We start from the raw sequence: 20,141 nt of genomic DNA on the forward strand, positions 1-20,141 counted from the left end.
CATGGGCGCTGATCTGACCAACGCGTTCATCGAAGTTGCCTACCCGGTGATCAGTTCGACATCGCTGGCTGCGTCGCGGGCCATGGGTGTGGTGATCATCACGCCGGCATTCAACCGTTTGGGCCTGACCGGCATGATTCGGGGTTGCGTGGCGGTCGCCATCTCGGTGCCGATGATCCTTCCCGTTTTCTCCGCGTTCACCTCCATGCCCGAGCACAGCGGATTCTTTCTGGCTGGGTTGATGATCAAGGAATTGCTGATCGGGTTGCTGATCGGGCTGTTGTTCGGCATCCCGTTCTGGGCCGCCGAAGTGGCAGGTGAGCTGATCGACCTGCAGCGTGGGTCGACCATGGAACAACTGGTCGACCCGCTTGGACAGGGGGAGGCGAGCGTGATGGCGACCTTGCTCACCGTTATGCTGATCACGCTGTTTTTCATGTCCGGCGGCTTCATTCTGATGGTGGACGGCTATTACCACAGCTATCAACTCTGGCCGGTGACCGAATTTACACCGCTGTTCAGCAGCGCGGCGTTGACGTCGATTCTGGCGATTCTCGATCAGGTGATGCGCATCGGTGTGTTGATGGTCGCGCCGCTGCTGATCGCCATGCTGATCACGGATCTGATGCTGGCCTACCTGTCACGCATGGCCCCCAGTCTGCATATTTTTGACCTGTCATTACCGGTCAAGAATCTGTTTTTCTCGGTGTTGATGGTGGTCTACATCGGCTTTCTGATCCCGGTGATGATCGATCAACTGGCACAGTTCCGAGGCACCATCGAGGTGCTCAAGGCGCTCGCGGTCGAGGGCGGCTGATGGGCGAATCCAGCGAGGAGAAAAGCCAGCCGGCCACGGACAAGAAGCTGCGCGATGCCCGCAAGAAGGGTCAGGTCGCAAAAAGCCAGGACCTGGTCTCCGGCATGGTCATTCTGTTGTGTACGTTGTGTATTTCGGTGCTGCTGCCCAAGGCGCGTGCGCAGGTCGAGGCCTTGATTGATCTCGCGGCATTGATTTACATCGAGCCCTTCAACGATGTCTGGCCGCGGCTGCTCGATCATGCCGAGCAGATCGTCATCGGCATTACCTTGCCAGTGGTGGCGGTAACGGTCGCGGCGGTGATTCTGACCAACATCGTGACGATGCGTGGGGTGGTGTTTTCGGTGGAGCCCATTCAGCCGGACATCAAACGCATCAACCCTGCCGAGGGATTCAAACGCATTTTTGCGATGCGCAACCTGATTGAGTTTCTCAAGGGGCTGGTCAAGGTGGTACTGCTGGGGCTGGCGTTCTATGTGGTCGGTCGTCAGGCCCTGCAAGCGCTGATGGAGTCGTCGCGCTGTGGTGAGGGCTGCATTGAATCGACGTTTTATCTGGTCCTCAAACCGCTGGTGTTCACCGTGCTGGCGGCGTTTCTGCTGGTTGGTGCAGTGGATGTGCTGATGCAGCGCTGGCTGTTTGGTCGAGAAATGAAAATGAGCCACAGCGAGCAGAAACGCGAACGCAAGGACGTCGACGGCGACCCGATGATCAAACGCGAACGTCAGCGCCAACGGCGCGAAATGCAGGCCCTGGCGACCAAGCTCGGGTTGGCGCGGGCTTCATTGATGATTGGCGATGCTGGCGGTTGGGTGGTGGGCGTGCGTTATGTTCGCGGCGAAACGCCAGTGCCGATAGTGGTCTGTCGCGCCGCACAGCACGAGTCCGCCGCATTGCTGGCCGACGCCGCGCCACTGGGCATTGCTCTGTGGCCCGACGCAAGTCTTGCCGAGTCGATTGCAAAGCGAAGCGTGGCGGGCGACCCGGTGCCGGAAAACACCTTCCAGGCGGTAGCCGATGCATTGGTGGCCCAGCGGCTGATCTGATGTCAGCCACCTCGCACGTGTCTGGCGCGCTGCACGGTGACAGCGCTGTCGCTCCTCACGCCTCGGTGAACATGTTCTGGACATTCTGTGCCCGGCTTGAAACTACAGGCCAACGCTGACCACCGGGGCAAGCCTCGTGTATTCAGTGCACCATCGGACTGTAGCGGGTTGCCGGTGTGCCGCGCACCACCTTCAGACGGTTGAGGTCGGTGTTGATGCGCCATGCCCAGAAATGCGTACCGTCCTCACGTGCCGTGTCCAGTGCCTGAGCAAGCATCATGCGTACATCCTCAAGCGAGTAGTCATGCGGCTGGTCGAGCATCAGTTGGGCCTTGACCCGCATGATCTCCGGCAAATACCAGCGGTCATGATTTTCTACCGCGCCGATATGAAGCTCATCGAGAATTTCCAGTGCCAGAGGTTCGAGTCTGAGTGCCGCCAGACCTGATGCGTACTCGGTGTGCAGCATCGCATGCAGCGGCGTTTCCACATGGTTGCGCAACTGCTGCAGGGCTTCTCCCAATAGCGGCACACCCGTTGCGGCATCGCCTTCGCGAATCGCCAGAATGCTTTCATAGCAACTGGTCAGCTGGCGCCAGACATGCAGGGGCTGACGTTCGCTGCTCTGTTTGAGCAGCTTGAGGAAATGCCGCGTCTTGTGCAGCGTACCGGCAATCAGCGTCGCCGGGATCGCACTGATCGCCAGGGTGTACCACAAGGTTGCAGGATGACTCAGTGCAATAGCCTGTTGCACATTGGTTTCCAGGGCGACCATCGCCTGGCCGGTATTGCCGATCAGTAACTGAACCTGGGCCCGCAGCGACTGCGCTGCAATACGCTGGTCGAAGTGCATGTCGATAATGTGCGAGGACGGCGAGCGCGGGGCGCCAAGTGCTTCTTCGATGGCCTGACGCGCCGTCTTCATATCGCCCATATAGAACGCGCTGGTGGCGCGCATGCGTCTGCCCAGCAACTGGCAGTCAGCAATGCGGTAATCCTTGCCCAGTGCCAGAAATTGCGAGGCGACCTGCGTACCCTGCAGATGCTTGTTGCTGCAGGTGTGGTCGTTCCACTTGCCCCACAGCGCCCGCAGGCGGTATTCGGAGTCGTCCAGCGCTTCGGCATCTTCACTGACCTGCTGCCAGACTTCGCGCATTTTCTGTCCCGCACCGTAGGTCAGCATCAGAATGCTGCCGGACATGGTCAGCAGACGCATGCGCTGCCGACGATCCATGTGTGCCTCTTCCACCTGCCGGGGCAGGCCGTGGTTTACCCAGTCCTGATATTCGCGCACCAGCGACAGCCGCAGCCACAATGGCGAACTGCACAGCGTCAGTTCGACCCCCAGCTGGCGGTCGCCCTCGGCCGAGAACGCCCAGGTGAGGGCCGCTCGAATGGTGTCGATCTCTATACCGTAACGCTGGGTCCAGAGCTCCTGGGGCATTTGTTCGAGATCCTGTTTGCCTTGTTCCAGAAGCGTCAGTGCCCATTGAGCGTGAGCGCGGCACAGGCGTGGTACATCATCGAACTGCACCAGTTTTTCGTGGGCGTAGAGACGTGTCGTTTCCAGCAACCTGAAGCGCTTGCCCTGGCTGTGATCGAAGGTGCCGAGCAGCGATTTTTCCAGCAGGCTTTCGAGCATCGGCAATGTCATCCGCACGTCCGGCAAACCGATGTTGACGATCGCCATGACCCCGTCAATGGTGAATGAACCGTTGAATATCGACAGCTGGCGCAGCAACGCCTGCTCGTGCCCGGTGAGCATTCCGTAGGTCCAGTCCAGCGTGGCACTCAGCGAGCGCTGGCGTGGCAAGGCGGTGCGAAGGCCGGTCATCTGCAGTCGAAAACTGCCGTCCAGCAGGCCGACCAGGTCATGAATACCGAAGGTCCTGGCGCGTGCAGCAGCCAGTTCGATGGCCAGTGGATTACCGTCGAGTTTGCGGCAGATGGCGGCGACCGTTCCGGCGTCACCGTCATTGAAGGCAAACTCGGGGTCCTGCTCTCTGGCACGGGTCACGAAGAGCGCCACCCCGGAATAGCCCATGGCCTGCGCGGCAGTGAGCACTTCGTGCTCATCAGGCACTTGCAGCGGGCCGAGTTCATGCACCCATTCGCCCTGCGCACGCAGCGGTTCGCGACTGGTCACCACGATGCAGCATAGCGGTGCATTGGCCAGCAACGCTTCGACGGCAGCGGCGGTTTCGTCGAGCACATGCTCGCAGTTATCGAGCACCAGCAATTGCGGGCGACCGACCAGCGATGGCGGTATGTCGTGCAGCGGTTGTTCGTTTTCGGCGCTAAGCCCCAGTGCGGAGGCGATTCGGCCCAATATCGGTTGCGTGCCGTTGACCGGCGTCAGGTCGACGAACGCGGTGCTGAGGCCCGATTGTGCGGCCAGACTGTCAGCCAGTGCCTGCGCAACGGTCGTTTTGCCGACGCCGCCCGGACCGCTCAGGGTCAACAGACGCCGGGAGAGTGTCAGTTCCGACAGTTGCTCTATCAGTTCGTCACGCCCAAGCACCTGACGGTTGATTGCCGGCACGCTTACGCTGGCGAGTGTGTCCGCTGGCGCAGGTTCGTGGCGGACCGCCTGCTGCACACTGACCGGCGCGACGAATCGGTAGCCACGGCCCGGCACAGTGACAATGTAATTCTCGTCGGCATCCAGTGCCCTGCGCAGGGCAACGATTTGCGCACGCAGGTTGCATTCTTCGACCACCGCTCTGGGCCATGCCAGTGCCAGCAGTTCGGCTTTCTCCAGCAGTTCGCCTGGCCGAGTGGCAAAAGCGACCAGCAATGCCATTGCGCGGCTGCCCAGTGGCACCGGCTGTGAATCCTTGAGCAGCAAATATTCGCGTGGAAGCAGGGTGAACGGGCCAAAGTGAATGGCCTCGTTGCTGCGCGACGCCTCACCTGTTTCCTGAATGGCCATTTCATTCTGGCCGCTTGCTTCGAAATCCATGCTTAGACCTGTGTCAGAAGTAATAACTGCGCCGCCGCACCGTGCAGGAGCATGAAGGTCCCGATCTGTGTCCGTGTGGTGATGAGTGTTCCGTTTATCTGCCAGCCTCCGTTTACCTGCGGCAGATCAGTTGTAACTGAGCGGACACTCCGTGTTACCGGGTGTGCACCAATGCCTGACCGCATGCCTGATTTAACGCGTTGACTGCCCGGAAAGCGGAAAGTCTAGTGACATGAGATGACTGTTATGAGATCGATGCACAAATCGCGCCCACGTTAATTGACATCAGTTAGCCGCCACTCCGTTTACCGTTGGTCGACTTGTAACGATTTTTTGTCAACACGCCATTTGCCCGAACGGTCGTTTAGATGACGGTTGCAGAACTAATGCGACCGGTATGTCCACTTGCAGAGAACCTCATGAATCGAACCGTCAATGCTGCAGAGTTGCATATCGACTTTGACAAGGACCGGGAAAAAGCCTTGTTCAAGTGGCTCATTGCAAGTTTTCTGATGGGCAAGCGAATTCAGTCGGCCATCGCCTGTAAGGCATACCGGGTCATCATCGAAAAGCATGAGCGCGACACGCCACGCAAACTGGGCCAATGCACCCATCGCGAGGTGGTCAGCATGCTCGGCGAAGCGCATTACGTGCGCTATGACGAGTCCACGGCCGATAGACTGCTGGCGCTGTGTGCCGGGCTCAACGCTGACTACGCGGGCACGATCGGCAATCTCCACGAGGCGAGCGAAGACCGCGCAGACTTCGAGAAACGTCTGGCAGCCTTCAACGGCATTGGCCCCAAGACTGTGGAGATATTCATGTGTGAAGCCGGCAAGGTGCTGTATTGAACACCCCGTTATCATTGCGTACAGGCTGTGCGGGCTGGAGTCTGGGGCGCGAGCACTGTGCTGAATTTTCCGCTGCCGGAACTCATTTGCAACGTTATTCGTCACGCTTCAACACCGTTGAAATCAATAGTTCGTTCTACAGGACACACCGTCCGCAGACTTACAGGCGCTGGGCACAGTCGGTGCCTGACGATTTTCGCTTTTCGGTAAAGATCCCCAAACTGATTACTCATGATCAACGGTTGCAGGATACTGAAGTGTTACTGGATGTGTTTCTTTCCCAGTGCAGTGAGCTGGGTGAAAAACTGGGTTGCCTGCTTATTCAACTACCGCCTTCTCTTGACTATATTCCGGATGTCGCAGAACGCTTTTTTAAAGTGCTGCGCAGTCGTTACAGCGGCACACTTGTTCTTGAGCCGCGTCATGAATCCTGGTGCCAGGCCGAGGCACTTCTGGTCGATCAGCGTATTGCACGAGTCGCAGCCGATCCTTCGCCGATCAGCGCGGGCCATGTTCCTGGCGGATGGCCAGGCGCCCGCTACTGGCGGCTGCACGGCTCACCGAAGATTTACCACAGTGCCTACGGCCCTCAACGGCTGGAGTTTCTGGGCCGGCAGGCGCTGGCGTCGGTGGAAGAGGGCGTCGAAACATGGTGCATATTCGATAACACGGCCAGCGGTGCGGCAATCGAAGATGCCCTGTTACTTCAGACGCTGAGCCGCGCACGATAAGTTCGCCTCTTTCCTGCGCCGTATCCGGTCGTCTGGTGTACGGCAAGTTGCGCAGCGATGTCATCCCTTCTTAATGCAAAGTCTTTCTAATCGTAATTGATAGCGGACGCCTGACAGTTATCCAGGCTCCGTGCCTCTGCCTGCAAAGGCCCGTCTCTCACCAGACCAATCCGTAGCGGCGCGCGCTGCCTGCACTAGCGGCGTTGTAACGCCATGGAATGTCGGGTGGCCAATGGAAGGAAATAACAATGACGACTGTTAGCAAGATCAGCACTGAAAAACCCACCGATCCTACCGATGCCAAAGCCTGGGAACAGGCGGTACAGCAATCACGTGAGGTGGGTATCGAGTGGCAACTGCCTGCCGATGACAAACGCTCCGCTCAGCAGATCATCGACGATAGCCCGCTGCTGAAAAACCTCGGCGAGCGAGGTGACCGGAGGGAAGCCAGGGAAAACCTGATTGCTCAGGTCGGTGACTACACCAAGGACTCAAGTGCCGCGTTTCGAGCCGTGCAATTGCTCGAACACATTGAAACCTTCGACGCCAACGGTGACCGTCTGGCCGGCAAGGACATCGGTAACAATCGTATCGACGGCTACACCAGCAGCAGCGATGCCCGGCACGGCACGGAGGCCGGTCGTCTGAAGGATTTCGGCAAGGACGGTTTCTCGAGCCTCAAGGGCAAACTGCACGAAATCAGATCGCCAGCCGATGACCCTGCGGTTCGCGAACAGGCCGAGCAGCTCGGGATTCAGTGGGAGCGGCCGAAGGGCGATGAAAGGGACGCCAGAAGTATCGTCGACGGTGACCCTTTGCTCAAAAACCTGGGCAATCAGAGTGACGTCAGGGACATGCTCAAAGAGCAGGTCGGCGACTTCGATACCGACGCAGATGCAGCCTATCGAGCCACTCAGGTGCTGGCCCATATCGAACAGTTCGATAGCAGTGGAGGACGAATTGTCGGCAGTGACGTGGCCAACGGCAGGATCAATGGTTTCACCAAAAGCGGCGAAGCCCGTAACGGCACCGAAGCCGGTCGTCTGCAGGATTTTGGCAAGCACGGTTTCTCCAGCCTCTCGGGTCAATTGAGCAATATTTCGGCGGCTGGCGACAACACCCAGGCCCGCGAACAGGCCGAAAAACTGGGCTTTCTGTGGGAGCTGCCCAAGGACGACACGCGCTCGGCACAAGAGATCATCGACGCCAATCCGTTGCTCAGGGATCTCGGCAATCAGAGCGGCGTCAAGGACATGCTCAAGGAACGCGTCGGAGATTTTGAAAAGGACGCCAATGCTGCCTTTCGCGCGGTCCAAGTGCTCGACCGGGTGACAATGTACAACGAGAAGGGTGAGATTCAGTCTGGGGGCGATGTGTTCAACAGTCGAGTCGACGGCTTCACCAAAGGCGCCGAAGCGAAGCATGGCACCGAGGCTGGACGCTTGCAGGACTTCGGCAAACTGAGCTTCGATGCACTGCCGGCGCTGAAAAAGACCGAAGACATCAGCAGTTACAAGGACTTTCTGAAAGCCAGCCCCGATGCTGATGAGGCCTCGAAGCAAATCGCCCGCTATGCAGCAATCCTCGACGAGAACCATGACGCGATCAAGGGCAAGACCGGTTCTGCGGACCTGACCGCCGAGGCGCTGGCGACCTACCGGGACACGCATCCGCAGCTCGGCAAGGAAGTCAGGGAAGCGCTGGATTTCTGGTCGCAACCCGGCGCCTTTGCGCTGCTCGATAATGCCAAAAGCCCGCTCGAGCAAGGCACCGATGGCAAGGCCAGCCGTGGTGACATTCAGGCTTTCCTCAAGAATAGCGCGCCAAAAGACGTCGGTGCCGTGGGCACGCTGCTGGAAGCCGTTGCAGAGGGCAATCTGCTCAACAAGGTCAACACCGACGCGCTCGACAAGGATGTGTTCGAGCATCCGCAGAACTACACCGCAGAGCAGAAGGCCGCAGTCCTGCAGGAACTCAAGGCGGCCCAGAGCCTGATTGTCGAGGGCAGCGGTGCGGGGATGTGGAAGGACGACAAGTCTCAGGTGCAGATTGCCAACAACGTAGGCAGTCATCCCGACCCGCAAAAGCTGCTCGATGACGTCAACGAGCATATCTCGTTGCTCGAAAAGGACCCCGAGGTGGTCACGTTCTGCAACGACAATGCGACCAGCGAATTGAGCAAGGTGCTGGAGGGCAGCGACGCGCTGAAAAGCGCCTTGCAAGGCACTTACGACAATGACATCAAGACCGGCAAGGCCCTCGACAAGCTGTGGGACGCCAACACCAAGGACGGCAAGACCGATCAGCAGACGGCTCTGGCCCGGTTCTACAGCTCGGCTCAAAGCGTTCAGGAATCTCTGAGTTTGAGTGATCCGGGTGAAATTCAAAAGGCCGTGCAAAAGTCGGCGCACAATAAGGATTTCGAATCGTTCTACGAGAAAACGCTGGTCTCGGGCGAGCGACTCAACGAGTTGTTGAAGACTGAAAGCTTCGAAGTGGCAACCAGCCAGTTCAGCATGGAAGTGGCGATGTATAACGCTGCGCTGAACCCGGAGTTCACAGGGAAATACGACGACAAGCTGACTGAAAACTACACCGCCATTGCCCAGAACAACGTCTTCAAGGACGCCAGTTTCGAGGATCTGAAGAAGGCTTTTGGCAAGGATGGCGGCGATACACTGGACGAAGCGAAAGTCAGGTCGCTGATCGACCAGATCAGTGAAAGCAACCCCGAGTTGCTGACCAATGCCGACGGCAAGCCGGCCACGTCCGACCAGATTCTGGGCGTATTCCGAGGGAATTGGGATCTGTTGCGTCAGGGCACCAAGTCCATTTCCGAACTGGGCCTGTTCAGTGACAACTCTTCGATCAAGGCTGCTTCCGGTGCCGGAGTCCTGCATGGTGTCAGCGGTCTGTTCATGGCCGGCATCACCATCGCCAAGGGGGCAAATGGCGCGGGGGCGCTGACTGATCGGCAGATCGTCGACATCACCACAGGTTCGGTGCAAAGCGCTACCTTGCTGACCGAGGGCGGCGTCAAGAATGTCACCACGATGTTCAAGGACATCAAGGATATGCTCGAGCCGGACATCTACAAGGAAATAACCACCAACCTGTCGAAACTGGAAAACGCTGCCAAAGGGCTGGGTGGCCTGGCCGGAGTGGCCGCAGGGGCCTATGGCATCTTTGACGGTGTGAAATCGATCAGGAGAGGCGAGCTGGTCGCCGGCGGTATGAGCATCACGGCCGGGTCCCTGGGCGCGATGGCCGGTCTGGCATCAGCGGCAGAGGGCGCAGCAGGCGTCCTGCAGTTGACGGGCAGTGTGGTGCGCGCCTTGCCGTTGCTGGCCGGCACTCTGGGACTGGCCGCCGCCGGGGTGGGCGCTGTGGCGCTGCTGATTCCCGGCATGATCGAGGAGGGCAAACAGGAGACCCGTGTCGACCGGTTTTCCGATCACCTCAGGGACTACCTGACCCAGTACGAGATCGATGGAGTCAAGAACGGCACCCTCATGGACGTGCCGGACAGCGAGTGGCCGGGGCCGGAAGAAACCACCATCGCTTCATAATCGGAGTGGTCAGGCCGGAGCGCCCCGGCCTGCTTTCTGACGCCGATCGACGTAGCGAGTCAGGTCTCAAGCAGCTCACTCAAAGCCTGGCTCAGTTGCTCGGCACTGAACGGTTTGGCGACGCATCGCCGGTCGAGCCACGCGTCAGGTATCCCCAGCCGCCCGTACCCCGAGCAAAACATGAAGGGTATGCCGCGATCGGCAATGGCTGCGGCTATCGGGAACGAGTCTCCGCCGATAATGTTGATATCCAGGATGGCCAGGTCGTACTCGCCGTTACGCGCATATTCAATGCCTTCGTTCAGCGTGCTGGCGTGGTAGGCGGTCGCGAAACCCAGGTCATCGAGCATCATCTCCATCAACGTGGCGAGCATGGTCTCGTCTTCTACCAACAGTACTTTGGGGAGCGAGGTCTGGTCTTCCGATTCTGAGCTCATAAGTGGCTTTCCGGTTTGTCTGGCCAGGGAATCAGCATTGACCAGATGATCCCTGTGAGGGCGAGCTGAATGTCGGCCTGGCCTTTGAGTTCTCGCTCGATGTTGCGGCGTATCAAGCGCAGGCCAACTTTTACGGTGGTTGCAACCGCCTGTTTCCTTCCATAGGGTTTTTCAACCGGGAACAGCCAGCCGCTGCTTGATACGAAGTGCAGTCGTTCGAGGCTGAACGCGATTCAGATGTTTTCTGTCGGCCGCAGCGGGAATTTGGGCGGCCAGCGGCCCGGATGGACAGCGCAAGAAAATGCGGGGTTGCCGCGAAAGTGCGGCGTGGAGACCTGGATGACGCGCTCTGCTGATACAAGCCAGAGATGGAAGGAAGTGGGTCACCATAACAGGTGCCCGTTGGACGCGTAGCTTTAACTGACGATGGCGGGGAAATGCCTGCAAGTTGGCAGGTGTGGGCCTTTAAGGCCCTGCCTGCCGTTTTTTAGCGAGTTATCGGCAAATACTGGGTTGCTATAGGCCCGCTTGGGCAATCAGCCCTGGCCATTCAGCTTGCGCTCAAGCTCACGGTTTTTAGCACGAAGCGTTTCGGCATCCTGCTCTTTTTCCTTGATGGAAGTCGGGGTAATGACCTTGTCCACGCCTTCGGTGGCGGGGTTCTCGTGTGCAATGTCCTTGTGCACCACATCGACCGGCTTGCCGGACTGGTCTGTCGTCGGCGCGGACTGTTCAGGCGTGTGGCTGGAAGGCTTGTCGGTATGCGTGCTCATTGCAGTTCCTCGGTGTGTGTCGTTCTGGTTGGAGGAACGAACGACGCGAAGAGTTCGACCTGTTTTCGTGTGGGCAGGGATTGCCCGCGCAACGGCGTGCAAAAAAAAGCCCCGCCAGACAAGGTCTGGCGGGGCTTTGCTCAAGCTGTGAAAGCCTTAGAGCGCCATGTCACTGGCTGGATTGCTTTTCGCTGGCTGGGCAGCAGGTGCAGGTGTTGGAGTATTACCTGTCTTGTTCACCGGTGGTGGCGGTGTCAGCTGCAGAACTTCGGATGTGTAAGCCCATTCCTCGGCAACACGGTCCGGATTGTTGTTCAGCTTGGTGCCGTAGCTAGGCACGATCTGGTGCAGTTTTGCCTGCCATTCCGGAGTCGCTACCTTGTCCTTGAAGACTTTCTCAAGCACGCCCAGCATGATCGGCGCTGCAGTCGAGGCACCTGGCGAAGCACCCAGCAGGCCGGCAATGCTGCCGTCCTTGGAAGCAACGATTTCGGTACCCAGCTTCAGGACGCCGCCTTTCTCTTCGTCACGCTTGATGATCTGTACGCGCTGACCGGCTTGCATCAGGCGCCAGTCTTCTTTCTTGGCGTTCGGGAAGTACTGCTGCAGGGCAGCGAAGCGATCGTCGTCAGACATCATCACCTGACCAGCGAGGTATTCGATCAGCGGGTACTGTTCGATACCGACGCGAGTCATTGGCCACACGTTATGCGTGGTGGTGCTGGTCAGCAGGTCGAAATAGGAACCGTTTTTCAGGAACTTGGTCGAGAAGGTTGCGAATGGGCCAAACAGGATCACGCGCTTGCCATCCAGAACACGGGTGTCCAGGTGCGGAACCGACATGGGTGGCGCGCCAGTCGACGCGATACCGTAGGCCTTGCCCATATGCTGCATGGCCAGGGTCTGGTTGTCAGTGACAAGCCACGAACCGCCGACCGGGAAGCCGCCGTATTCCTTGGCTTCAGGAATACCGGATTCCTGCAGCAGATGCAGGGCTGCACCGCCGGCACCGATGAACAGGAACTTGGTGTCGGTCTCGGTGACAGTACCGTCTTTCAGGTTCTTGTACTTGACGCGCCAGGTGCCGTCGTCGTTGTGATTGATGTCTTCGACTTCGCTCGACAACTGCAGATTGAAATTCTGCTTGGCTTTCAGATTGGCGACGAACTGGCGGGTGATCTCGCCGAAGTTGACGTCGGTGCCGATCGGGCTCCAGGTCACGGCCAGCTTCTGCGCCGGGTCACGACCTTCCATCATCAACGGGACCCACTTCTTGATCTGCTCGTGGTCTTCGGAGTACTGCATGCCGCTGAACAACGGGCTGGCTTGCAATGCTGCGTAACGCTTGCGCAGGAACTGGATGTTGTTGTCGCCCCACACGAAGCTCATGTGCGGCGTGGAGTTGATGAACGAGCGCGGGTCTTTCAGGACGCCGGTCTTGACCTGCCAGGACCAGAATTGACGGGAGATCTGGAACGCTTCGTTGATCTCGATGGCCTTGGAGATGTCGACGTTGCCGTTCTTGTCTTCAGGGGTGTAGTTCAGTTCGGCGAGAGCCGAGTGACCTGTACCGGCGTTGTTCCAGCCGTTGGAGCTTTCTTCGGCGACGCCGTCGAGACGCTCGACCATTTCCATCGACCAGCTCGGCTCCAGCTCGTTGAGCCAGACGGCGAGGGTGGCACTCATGATGCCGCCGCCGACGAGCAGCACGTCGACTTTCTTGGTTTCAGCCGCCTGCACGGGCATCAGGCCCATGGAAATGGCCAGACCCAGGAGGGCCGTGTTCACTTTTTTAAACATTCTGTCATCCATCTGATAAACGCCATCCGCCGACTACTCCTGGGAAACGGCTCGTCACATGCATTGAAGCCTGCGACAAACACTCGCACCCACAGGGACTAGAGGTGGACATACAAGGCCAATATAATACCGCTCGAGACCTCAATTTATGTCCTGCTGCGCTGACTTCTTATCATCATTGGATTCAGCGTCATGAGTGACATTTGCTCTGTTGGTGCGCTGCGATGCCCGAGGGTCTTGCCCCTGAGCGACTTGCGAAGACACACCTGGTCAGCCTGTTCACGGAGTCTGAGACGCCGCATCGGAGCACGGAGGCACGCTCGACGCGCAATTTTATGTACGCGTGCTGCGACACACTCTCGGTGGCATACCGGCAAAGACGCGGTATTTTCGCATAATGTGCACCCCCGTTGCGAGATGCCATCATCAAATTAGCCACGAATGCCTTGATTTAGACACTTCACAGCCTTCCACTGCCTGTCTGTATCGGCTTTTTCGCCCGGGTCTTTAGCCGTCAGGCGGACATGGCCCTCACTCGATCTGAAACTCTCCCCGAAAAGTGCGCTCATGCGGCCGTTGGCATTCATGAGCCAGGCTCATAACGGCGTGTGGATCTGCCTGACTAATCAGCGCTTCGACCTCCTGTTAGGGTCCTTATACGGCTGCCATGCCTGTGGTCGCAATGTTCGGATACAGACGTCCGTCAAACAGTTGGAACTTTAGAAGCGCAGACCAGTTAAACACTTATAACGGGTGATAGCGTTTTGGCTTTGATTACCCCCTGAAAATAAAGGCAGCACGTCAGTGAGCAGGAGTACGCCCGGGCCGCTGACCACACCATAACGCCCGGCGCTTTCCAGCAGCGCCGGCTATTACCGAGTGATCCTGATGACCGAACCCAAGAAGCACAAGGAAACTGCTGTCGACAGCAGCGCCGTGCAGCCCTCACGCCGAAACTTTCTGAAGTTCGGTGCCTCCGGCATTGCTGCGGCCACGCTGTCTACCTGGATCCCCTCCGATGGCCTGCTGCAGGCGGCGCCTTTGGCACCTGCGGCCCCCGTGGTCGAAGACAGTGACGCGCCCGCAGCGGGTGAGCAGCGCATCCAGTTGAAGGTCAATGGCCAGGTTCATACCCTGAACGTGCCGGCCAATGCCGTTCTGCTCGATGTGCTGCGTGACCGCCTGCAACTGACCGGCACCAAGAAGGGCTGTGACCACGGCCAGTGCGGCGCCTGCACGCTGCTGGTCAACGGCCTGGCGATCAACTCCTGTCTGTCGATCGCCGTTCAGCATCAGGGCGACAGCATTACCACCATCGAAGGGCTGGCAGAGGACGGCAAGCTGCACCCGGTACAGGAGGCGTTCTGGGAACACGACGCCTATCAGTGTGGTTATTGCACCTCCGGACAGATCATGAGCGCGGTCGCGATTCTCAAGGACCCGAACATTCCGTCCGACGACGCCAGCGTCAGAGAAGCCATGAGCGGCAATATCTGCCGTTGCGGCGCTTACAAGAACATTCTGTCTGCCGTGCAATCCGCGCGCTCGAAAATGGGAGGTGCTGCCTGATGCGAACTTTCGACTACGCTCGCGCCGCTTCGCCCGCGCAGGCTTTCAGCACAGCGTCTGGTGAAGGGCAACGCTTCTATCTGGCCGGTGGCACCACACTGCTGGATCTGGTCAAGCTCGACGTGATGCAACCGCAGCAGCTGGTGGACATCAATCATCTGGCGTTGAAGCAGGTCGAGTCGCTGCCGGATGGCCGTCTGCGCATCGGCGCGCTGGTCAGCAATACCGACCTGGCGAGCCACCCGCTGGTGCAGCAGCGCTACCCGGTTCTGTCCGAAGCGATCCTTGCCGGTGCGTCGACTCAATTGCGCAACAAGGCGACCACCGCCGGCAATCTCATGCAGCGTGTGCGCTGCCCGTATTTTCGCGATGGTATTTCAGCCTGTAACAAGCGCCAGCCGGGCTCCGGGTGTGCAGCCATCGGCGGGATGAACCGAAGTGTGCACGCAGTGCTGGGCACCAGCGAGCACTGCATTGCCACGCATCCGTCAGACATGTGTGTCGGCATGGCAGCCATCGGCGGGCAGGTTACCGTTCAGGGCGCCAATGGCTCGCGGGATATCCCGTTCGCTGACTTTCATTTGCTGCCTGGTGATACGCCAGAGCGCGAACACGCGCTGGCGCCCCATGAGCTCATCACCCATGTGACCCTCGACGCGCCGCTGTCAGGCAGCCGCTCGTCTTATCTGAAGTTGCGCGACCGTACTTCGTACCAGTTCGCCCTGGCGTCCAGCGCCGTGATTCTAGTGATGGACGGCAAGCGCATTACCGATGCGCGCATTGCACTGGGCGGCGTGGGCACCAAGCCGTGGCGTGCCCTGGACGCCGAACGTGCGCTGATCGGTCAGCGTGCCGACCTGGATACCTTTGCGCAGGTCGCAGCGTTAGCGATGAAGGGCTCGCGGGGCTATGAACACAACGCCTTCAAGATCCCGCTGGGACAGCAGGTCATCGTCCGCAACCTTCGTGACCTCACGGCCTAGGAATTTCTCATGAGTGAAAACATCATTGGTGTGCCGCAGCGTCGTATCGACGGCGGCAAGAAAGTCAGTGGTCAGGCGCGCTATGCCGCGGACCATCCGATGGGCAAGATGCTTTACGCCTATGGCGTCTACAGCACCATCGCCAACGGGCGCGTGGTGGCGATAAAGGATCAGCAGGCCAAGGCGATGCCTGGCGTGGTCGATATCTTTCACCACGACAACTTCCCCTCGTTGCACCGTACTCCGAACACCAAGCTGAGCTTCGCCAAGATGCTTTCGGCCAGCAAGGCCGACGAGCATCGCCTGCCGTTCGAGGATGACCGGGTCTATTACCCTGGCCAGTTTGTCGCTCTGGTGGTGGCCGAAAGCTTCGAGCAGGCGAGGGCGGCGGCCTATCGCGTGACGGTTGATTATGACGAGCGTCCAGCGGTCAAGGACCTTGACGAAGGTATGCGCGTCAACGGCGCCCGCGATGGCGGCGCAGGGCACAATCGGGGCAACCCGGACAGCGCCTTCGACGTTGCAAAAGTGAAAGTCGATCAGACCTACACCACACCGGTCGAAGTGCACAACCCGATGGAAATGCACGCCAGCACCGCGTGGTGGCAGGACGGCAAGCTGTTCGTCTATGAAAGCACCCAGGGCGTGGTCAACCACCGCAACCTGTTGGCCAACGTTTTTGACCTTTCCCCCGACCGGGTGGAAGTACGCGCGCCCTTCATAGGCTCGGGCTTTGGCGGCAAGCTGTGGCCGTGGCCGCATTCGGTCGCAGCGTGCGCCGCTGCGAAAGTCACCGGGCGACCGGTGCAGCTAGTGCTGCCGCGTGCGCAGATGTTCACCACGGTGGGGCACCGTCCGGAAACTCGCCAGCGCCTGCGTCTGGCCACCGATGCGAGCGGCAAGCTGGTATCGATTCGTCACGAGTCGTTCAACAACACCTCGATGCTCGATGACTACACCGAAAACTGCGGTGGCGTGACCAAAAGCCTGTATGCCTGCGATAACGTGCTGGTCAGCCACAAGATCAGCCCCATCAACCGCGGCACGCCTACCTCCATGCGCGCGCCGGGCGCGGCCCCGGGCCTGTTTGCACTGGAGTCGGCCATTGATGAAATGGCCCTGGCCAGTGGCATGGACCCTCTGGCATTCCGCAAGCTGAACCTCTCTGACAAGGATCAGAGCGCGGGCCTGCCGTGGTCCAGTAATCACTTGCCTGAAGCCATTGACAAGGCCGCCGAACGGTTTGGCTGGCACGCGCGCAAGGCTGAAGTCGGTTCGATGCGCGAAGGCGATGAAATCATTGGTTACGGCATGGGCGCCTGCAATTGGGAAGCCTATCAGGTGCCTACCGATGCGCGGGTCATTCTGCGTTCCGATGGCACGGCCCTGGCTCAGTGCGGCTTGCAGGACATCGGTACCGGCACTTACACCATCGTCGCGCAGACCGTCAGCCAGTTGACCGGCATTCCCATGGAGCGCGTCGAGGTGGAACTGGGCAGCTCGTCGTTCCCGGCAGGCCCGGTATCCGGCGGCTCTTGGGTCACCGCCAGCGTCATGCCGGCGATCGCCGGTGCCACCCGCGAAGCGTTGCAGAAGCTGCGCCAGTACGCCGTCAGCAAGGATGCAGTGTTCGCCGGACAGGACGCCGAATCGATCAAGGTCGAGAACGGTCAACTGGTCATGGGTGAGCAGCGTGCGAGCTTCGTCGATGTGCTGAACGGTCAGCGCCTGTCGCGTGCCGAGGGCACTTTCCAGAGCGGTATGCCTGAAGCGGGCAAGTACTCGTTCCGCTCCTTCGGTGTGCATTTTGTCGAGGTGCGCTGGGATCCGGGCATTTCCAGCCTGCGCGTCTCGCGGGTGGTCAGTGCCATTGACGTGGGCAAAGTGGTCAACCCGCTGGCAGCACGCAATCAGGTGGAAGGCGCAATTGTGATGGGCATCGGTATGGCCTTGTTCGAGGCCGGTGAATACGATCCGCGTAGCGGCATGCCGGTCAATAACAACTATGCCGAGTACGTGGTGCCGGTGCATGCGGATCAGCCGGACATCGACGTCCTGCTGCTCGATTATCCGGATTACAACCTGGGTGAATTCGGCGCACGTGGTATCGGCGAGATTGGTGTGACCGGGCTGGCGGCGGCAGTGGCCAATGCGGTGTATCACGCGACGGGCAAACGGGTACGCAGCCTGCCGATCAGCAAGGAAAAACTGATGGCCGGGTTGTAGTCATGAAACAGCTTGATTTGCAGGTTGTACAACAGGCGCGTGACTGGCTGGCCGGCGGCAAGGCCGTCTGGCTGTGTACGGTTCTTTCCACATTCGGCTCGGCCCCGCGCGGGCCGGGGGCGATGCTGGTGGCGCTGGGCAGCGGCGAGCATCGCGGCTCTCTGTCAGGTGGCTGCGTGGAAGAGGATTTTCTCGAGCGCGTTGCTGCCAGCCAGTTCGAGCCGGTCAATCAGGTGGTTCGTTACGGCGACGGCGGCTTCGCGCCGACGCGGGCCTTGCCGTGCGGTGGTGTGCTGGATGTGTTGATCGAGTTCATTGCCCCAGGCCCTGAAGCCGATGCTCATCTGGCGGCCATCGAGCAGGCGCTGGCCGGTCGCGAGCTGGTCAGCAGGCAGGTGCAACTGGGCGGCGTGCAGAGGGAGATCGGGCCTGCGACGATGGGCGAGTCACGCGTACAGGTCGACGGTGAGCGGATCAGTATCCGCATGGGTGCGGTGTATCGCGTGCTGCTCGCCGGACTGTCGCCGGTGGCGGAGTTCTGCGCCAGTTTTGCCGTTGCGATGGGGTATGAGGTGATCGTTTGTGACCCTCGTGTCGAGGTCACTTCCGGGTTCTCGATGCCGGGTGTCGAGGTGCGTGGCGTGCTGCCTGCGGTGTTCATTGCCGAGGGCGGCTGCCACAGTTCGACGGCCGTTCTTGCTCTGACGCATGATCCGAAGCTGGACGATCTGAGCATGCTCGAGGCGGTCCGTACCGAGGCGTTTTACATAGGCGCGATGGGTTCGATGCGCACCAGCAGCAAACGTCTGGAGCGTCTGGGGCGGATTGGCGGGCTGGACGCTCAGGTCCTGGACCGGATTCACGCGCCCATCGGCCTGAACCTGGGCAGCAAGACCCCTTCCGAGATCGCCATTGCGGTAATGGCCGATATCCTGCGGGTGGCCAACGGTGTCAGTCGTGCCGAGGTGTAAGGTGTTGCCGGCAGGCTTCTGCCAGCGCTGACGGGGTGTCGGCGTCACGCAGGATGCCAGGGTCATCGCAGTGCAGTACGTCACATGCCTCGGGGTTATCGATGATCAGGGCTTTCGCGCCCTGATCGCCTTCCAGCTTGAGCAGCGCTGGCCAGAACCGGCGGCCAATAATCACCGGGTGGCCGCGCTGGCCCTTGTGCATGGGCAGGACGATGCGCTGGGAATCGGCCATTCTGGCCAGGTCATGCAGGGTCTGCGGCTGTATCCAGGGCATGTCCGCGAGAACAATGGCAACCGCATCGGCAAAGGAGTCCATCACTGCCGCAACGGCGCTCGCCAGGCTGTGGCCCATCCCCAGTTCGGCCTGTTCGCTGCGGATGATCGTAACGTTCGAGGCAATCCCCAGCGCATCCGCCTGGTCATCAGGGCGCACTACCACCGCCGTTTTGCCGAATGCGTTTTGCGCGTTTTCCAGGCTTGCCGTGAGCAGGGTCCGCCCGCAAGGTAGAAGCGCCTGCCGTTTGTCACCGGCAAAGCGTCTGCTGCGCCCCGCTGCGAGGACCAGGGCGAACACTTCTGGGATCTGGCTGTCTATCCTGCTCAATCCGAAACCTTATGAGTGGGTGAAAGGAGAGGGCGCACGCGGCTTGCCCGTCGCACCCTGCAGTTCTGCTGATGCACGCACAATGCCTTATTTCGCTGCCTTGCCGGTAGCGGCACGAATCATGTTTTCGAGGGTTTCAAGTGGACAATCATATTCGTCCTGTCGATCTGGAAAAAGCCTACCGTTTGCTCAACCACGGCCCGACCGTGCTGGTCTCATCCAGCCACGAGGGCACGCATAACGTCATGGCTGCGGCCTGGGCCTGTGCGCTGGACTTCTCGCCGCCGAAAGTGACGCTGGTCATCGACAAGATGACCAAGACCCGCGAGCTGGTTGAGAAGAGTGGCTACTTTGCCCTGCAGGTGCCCAATCTGGATCAATTGCAGATGACCTTCGACGTCGGCACCCAGAGCAAGGTCTTTACCCCGGACAAGCTGGACAAGGCCAATGTGGACCTGTTCCGCATCGACGGCCACGACTCGCCGCTGGTCGCAGGCTGCTCGGCGTGGCTGATCTGCAAGGTCATTCCCGAGCCGCACAATCAGCAGACCTATGACCTGTTCATTGGTGAAGTGGTGGGTGCCTGGGCCGATACCCGTGTGTTCAACGACGGACACTGGGAATTCGAAAAGGCCGACCCGAAATGGCGCAGCCTGCATTACGTCGCGGGCGGGCATTTCTACACGATTGGTGAGCCTGCGGTGGTGGAAACGGGCGAGGAATGATCGCGATGTCTGGCCCTGACGATCTCCACTGGCCGTAAAGGCCTCTTCGTGAGCAAGCTCACTCCCACACAAGCACA

At 59.6% G+C, this 20,141-nt stretch carries 15 protein-coding genes; 10 read left to right on the forward strand and 5 right to left on the reverse strand.

The features are described from left to right. Position 1 precedes the first annotated feature (1 nt). Positions 2 to 817: a type III secretion system export apparatus subunit SctT gene (gene sctT / locus BLR16_RS00320; RefSeq protein WP_003369214.1), complete on the forward strand. Its 816-nt coding sequence runs from the start codon at positions 2 to 4 to the stop codon at positions 815 to 817. Continuing rightward, positions 817 to 1,863 carry an EscU/YscU/HrcU family type III secretion system export apparatus switch protein gene (locus BLR16_RS00325; protein ID WP_003434215.1) on the forward strand — a complete coding sequence of 349 codons (1,047 nt, stop codon included), beginning with the start codon at positions 817 to 819 and terminating at the stop codon, positions 1,861 to 1,863. Before sctT ends, BLR16_RS00325 begins: the two co-directional genes overlap by 1 nt. 142 nt (positions 1,864 to 2,005) lie before the next feature. On the opposite strand, the gene BLR16_RS00330 is transcribed toward BLR16_RS00325, so the two are convergent. Beyond that, positions 2,006 to 4,825, reverse strand: coding sequence for an ATP-binding protein (locus BLR16_RS00330; protein WP_058397005.1), 2,820 nt, complete (start codon positions 4,823 to 4,825; stop codon positions 2,006 to 2,008). Between the two features lie 419 nt (positions 4,826 to 5,244). On the opposite strand from BLR16_RS00330, the gene BLR16_RS00335 reads away from it, so the two are divergent. From BLR16_RS00335 to BLR16_RS00345, 3 genes are all read left to right on the forward strand, one after another. Continuing rightward, entirely contained in the window at positions 5,245 to 5,676 is a 432-nt protein-coding gene (locus BLR16_RS00335; RefSeq protein ID WP_074807518.1) for a DNA methylase, read from the forward strand. Next, positions 5,673 to 6,407: a DUF72 domain-containing protein gene (locus BLR16_RS00340; RefSeq protein ID WP_032609603.1), complete on the forward strand. Its 735-nt coding sequence runs from the start codon at positions 5,673 to 5,675 to the stop codon at positions 6,405 to 6,407. The genes BLR16_RS00335 and BLR16_RS00340 overlap by 4 nt, the downstream gene beginning before the upstream one ends. A gap of 248 nt (positions 6,408 to 6,655) precedes the next feature. Continuing rightward, on the forward strand, positions 6,656 to 9,976 hold the full coding sequence (locus BLR16_RS00345; RefSeq protein WP_074807523.1) for a type III effector HrpK domain-containing protein: 3,321 nt from the start codon (positions 6,656 to 6,658) through the stop codon (positions 9,974 to 9,976). 59 nt (positions 9,977 to 10,035) lie between these two features. Here BLR16_RS00345 and BLR16_RS00350 read toward each other — a convergent pair whose 3' ends face one another. The 3 genes from BLR16_RS00350 to mqo all read right to left on the reverse strand — a co-directional run bounded on the left by BLR16_RS00350 (position 10,036) and on the right by mqo (position 12,986). Continuing rightward, positions 10,036 to 10,413, reverse strand: coding sequence for a response regulator (locus BLR16_RS00350; protein ID WP_003434210.1), 378 nt, complete (start codon positions 10,411 to 10,413; stop codon positions 10,036 to 10,038). Between the two features lie 536 nt (positions 10,414 to 10,949). Further along, the gene (locus BLR16_RS00355; protein ID WP_003369228.1) at positions 10,950 to 11,186 is read right to left on the reverse strand and encodes a hypothetical protein; all 237 of its coding nucleotides are present in this window, start codon (positions 11,184 to 11,186) and stop codon (positions 10,950 to 10,952) included. A 156-nt stretch (positions 11,187 to 11,342) separates the two neighbouring features. Further along, the gene (gene mqo / locus BLR16_RS00360) at positions 11,343 to 12,986 is read right to left on the reverse strand and encodes a malate dehydrogenase (quinone) (RefSeq protein WP_003369230.1); all 1,644 of its coding nucleotides are present in this window, start codon (positions 12,984 to 12,986) and stop codon (positions 11,343 to 11,345) included. 888 nt (positions 12,987 to 13,874) lie between these two features. On the opposite strand from mqo, the gene BLR16_RS00365 reads away from it, so the two are divergent. Genes BLR16_RS00365 through BLR16_RS00380 form a run of 4 tightly spaced genes read left to right on the forward strand, consistent with a single transcriptional unit; the run spans position 13,875 to position 18,735 of the window. Then, a complete protein-coding gene (locus tag BLR16_RS00365; RefSeq protein WP_003369233.1) occupies positions 13,875 to 14,555 on the forward strand; it encodes a (2Fe-2S)-binding protein in 681 nt (226 codons plus the stop codon). After that, entirely contained in the window at positions 14,555 to 15,538 is a 984-nt protein-coding gene (locus BLR16_RS00370; RefSeq protein WP_003434207.1) for an FAD binding domain-containing protein, read from the forward strand. Before BLR16_RS00365 ends, BLR16_RS00370 begins: the two co-directional genes overlap by 1 nt. Before the next feature lie 9 nt (positions 15,539 to 15,547). Beyond that, entirely contained in the window at positions 15,548 to 17,764 is a 2,217-nt protein-coding gene (locus BLR16_RS00375; protein ID WP_074807526.1) for a xanthine dehydrogenase family protein molybdopterin-binding subunit, read from the forward strand. Between the two features lie 2 nt (positions 17,765 to 17,766). Next, complete coding sequence (locus BLR16_RS00380; RefSeq protein WP_003434200.1) at positions 17,767 to 18,735, forward strand: XdhC family protein; 969 nt, start codon at positions 17,767 to 17,769, stop codon at positions 18,733 to 18,735. Here the strand turns inward: BLR16_RS00380 and BLR16_RS00385 are convergent. Continuing rightward, a complete protein-coding gene (locus BLR16_RS00385; RefSeq protein ID WP_042930710.1) occupies positions 18,716 to 19,339 on the reverse strand; it encodes a nucleotidyltransferase family protein in 624 nt (207 codons plus the stop codon). The two genes, BLR16_RS00380 and BLR16_RS00385, sit on opposite strands and share 20 nt — an antisense overlap. Before the next feature lie 140 nt (positions 19,340 to 19,479). Here BLR16_RS00385 and BLR16_RS00390 point away from each other — a divergent pair, with 140 nt between their 5' ends. Then, positions 19,480 to 20,064: a flavin reductase family protein gene (locus BLR16_RS00390; protein WP_003369242.1), complete on the forward strand. Its 585-nt coding sequence runs from the start codon at positions 19,480 to 19,482 to the stop codon at positions 20,062 to 20,064. Positions 20,065 to 20,141: the final 77 nt, after the last annotated feature.

This window comes from Pseudomonas sp. BS3767 (genome assembly GCF_900099665.1).
GTDB classification, from domain to species: domain Bacteria; phylum Pseudomonadota; class Gammaproteobacteria; order Pseudomonadales; family Pseudomonadaceae; genus Aquipseudomonas; species Aquipseudomonas cerasi.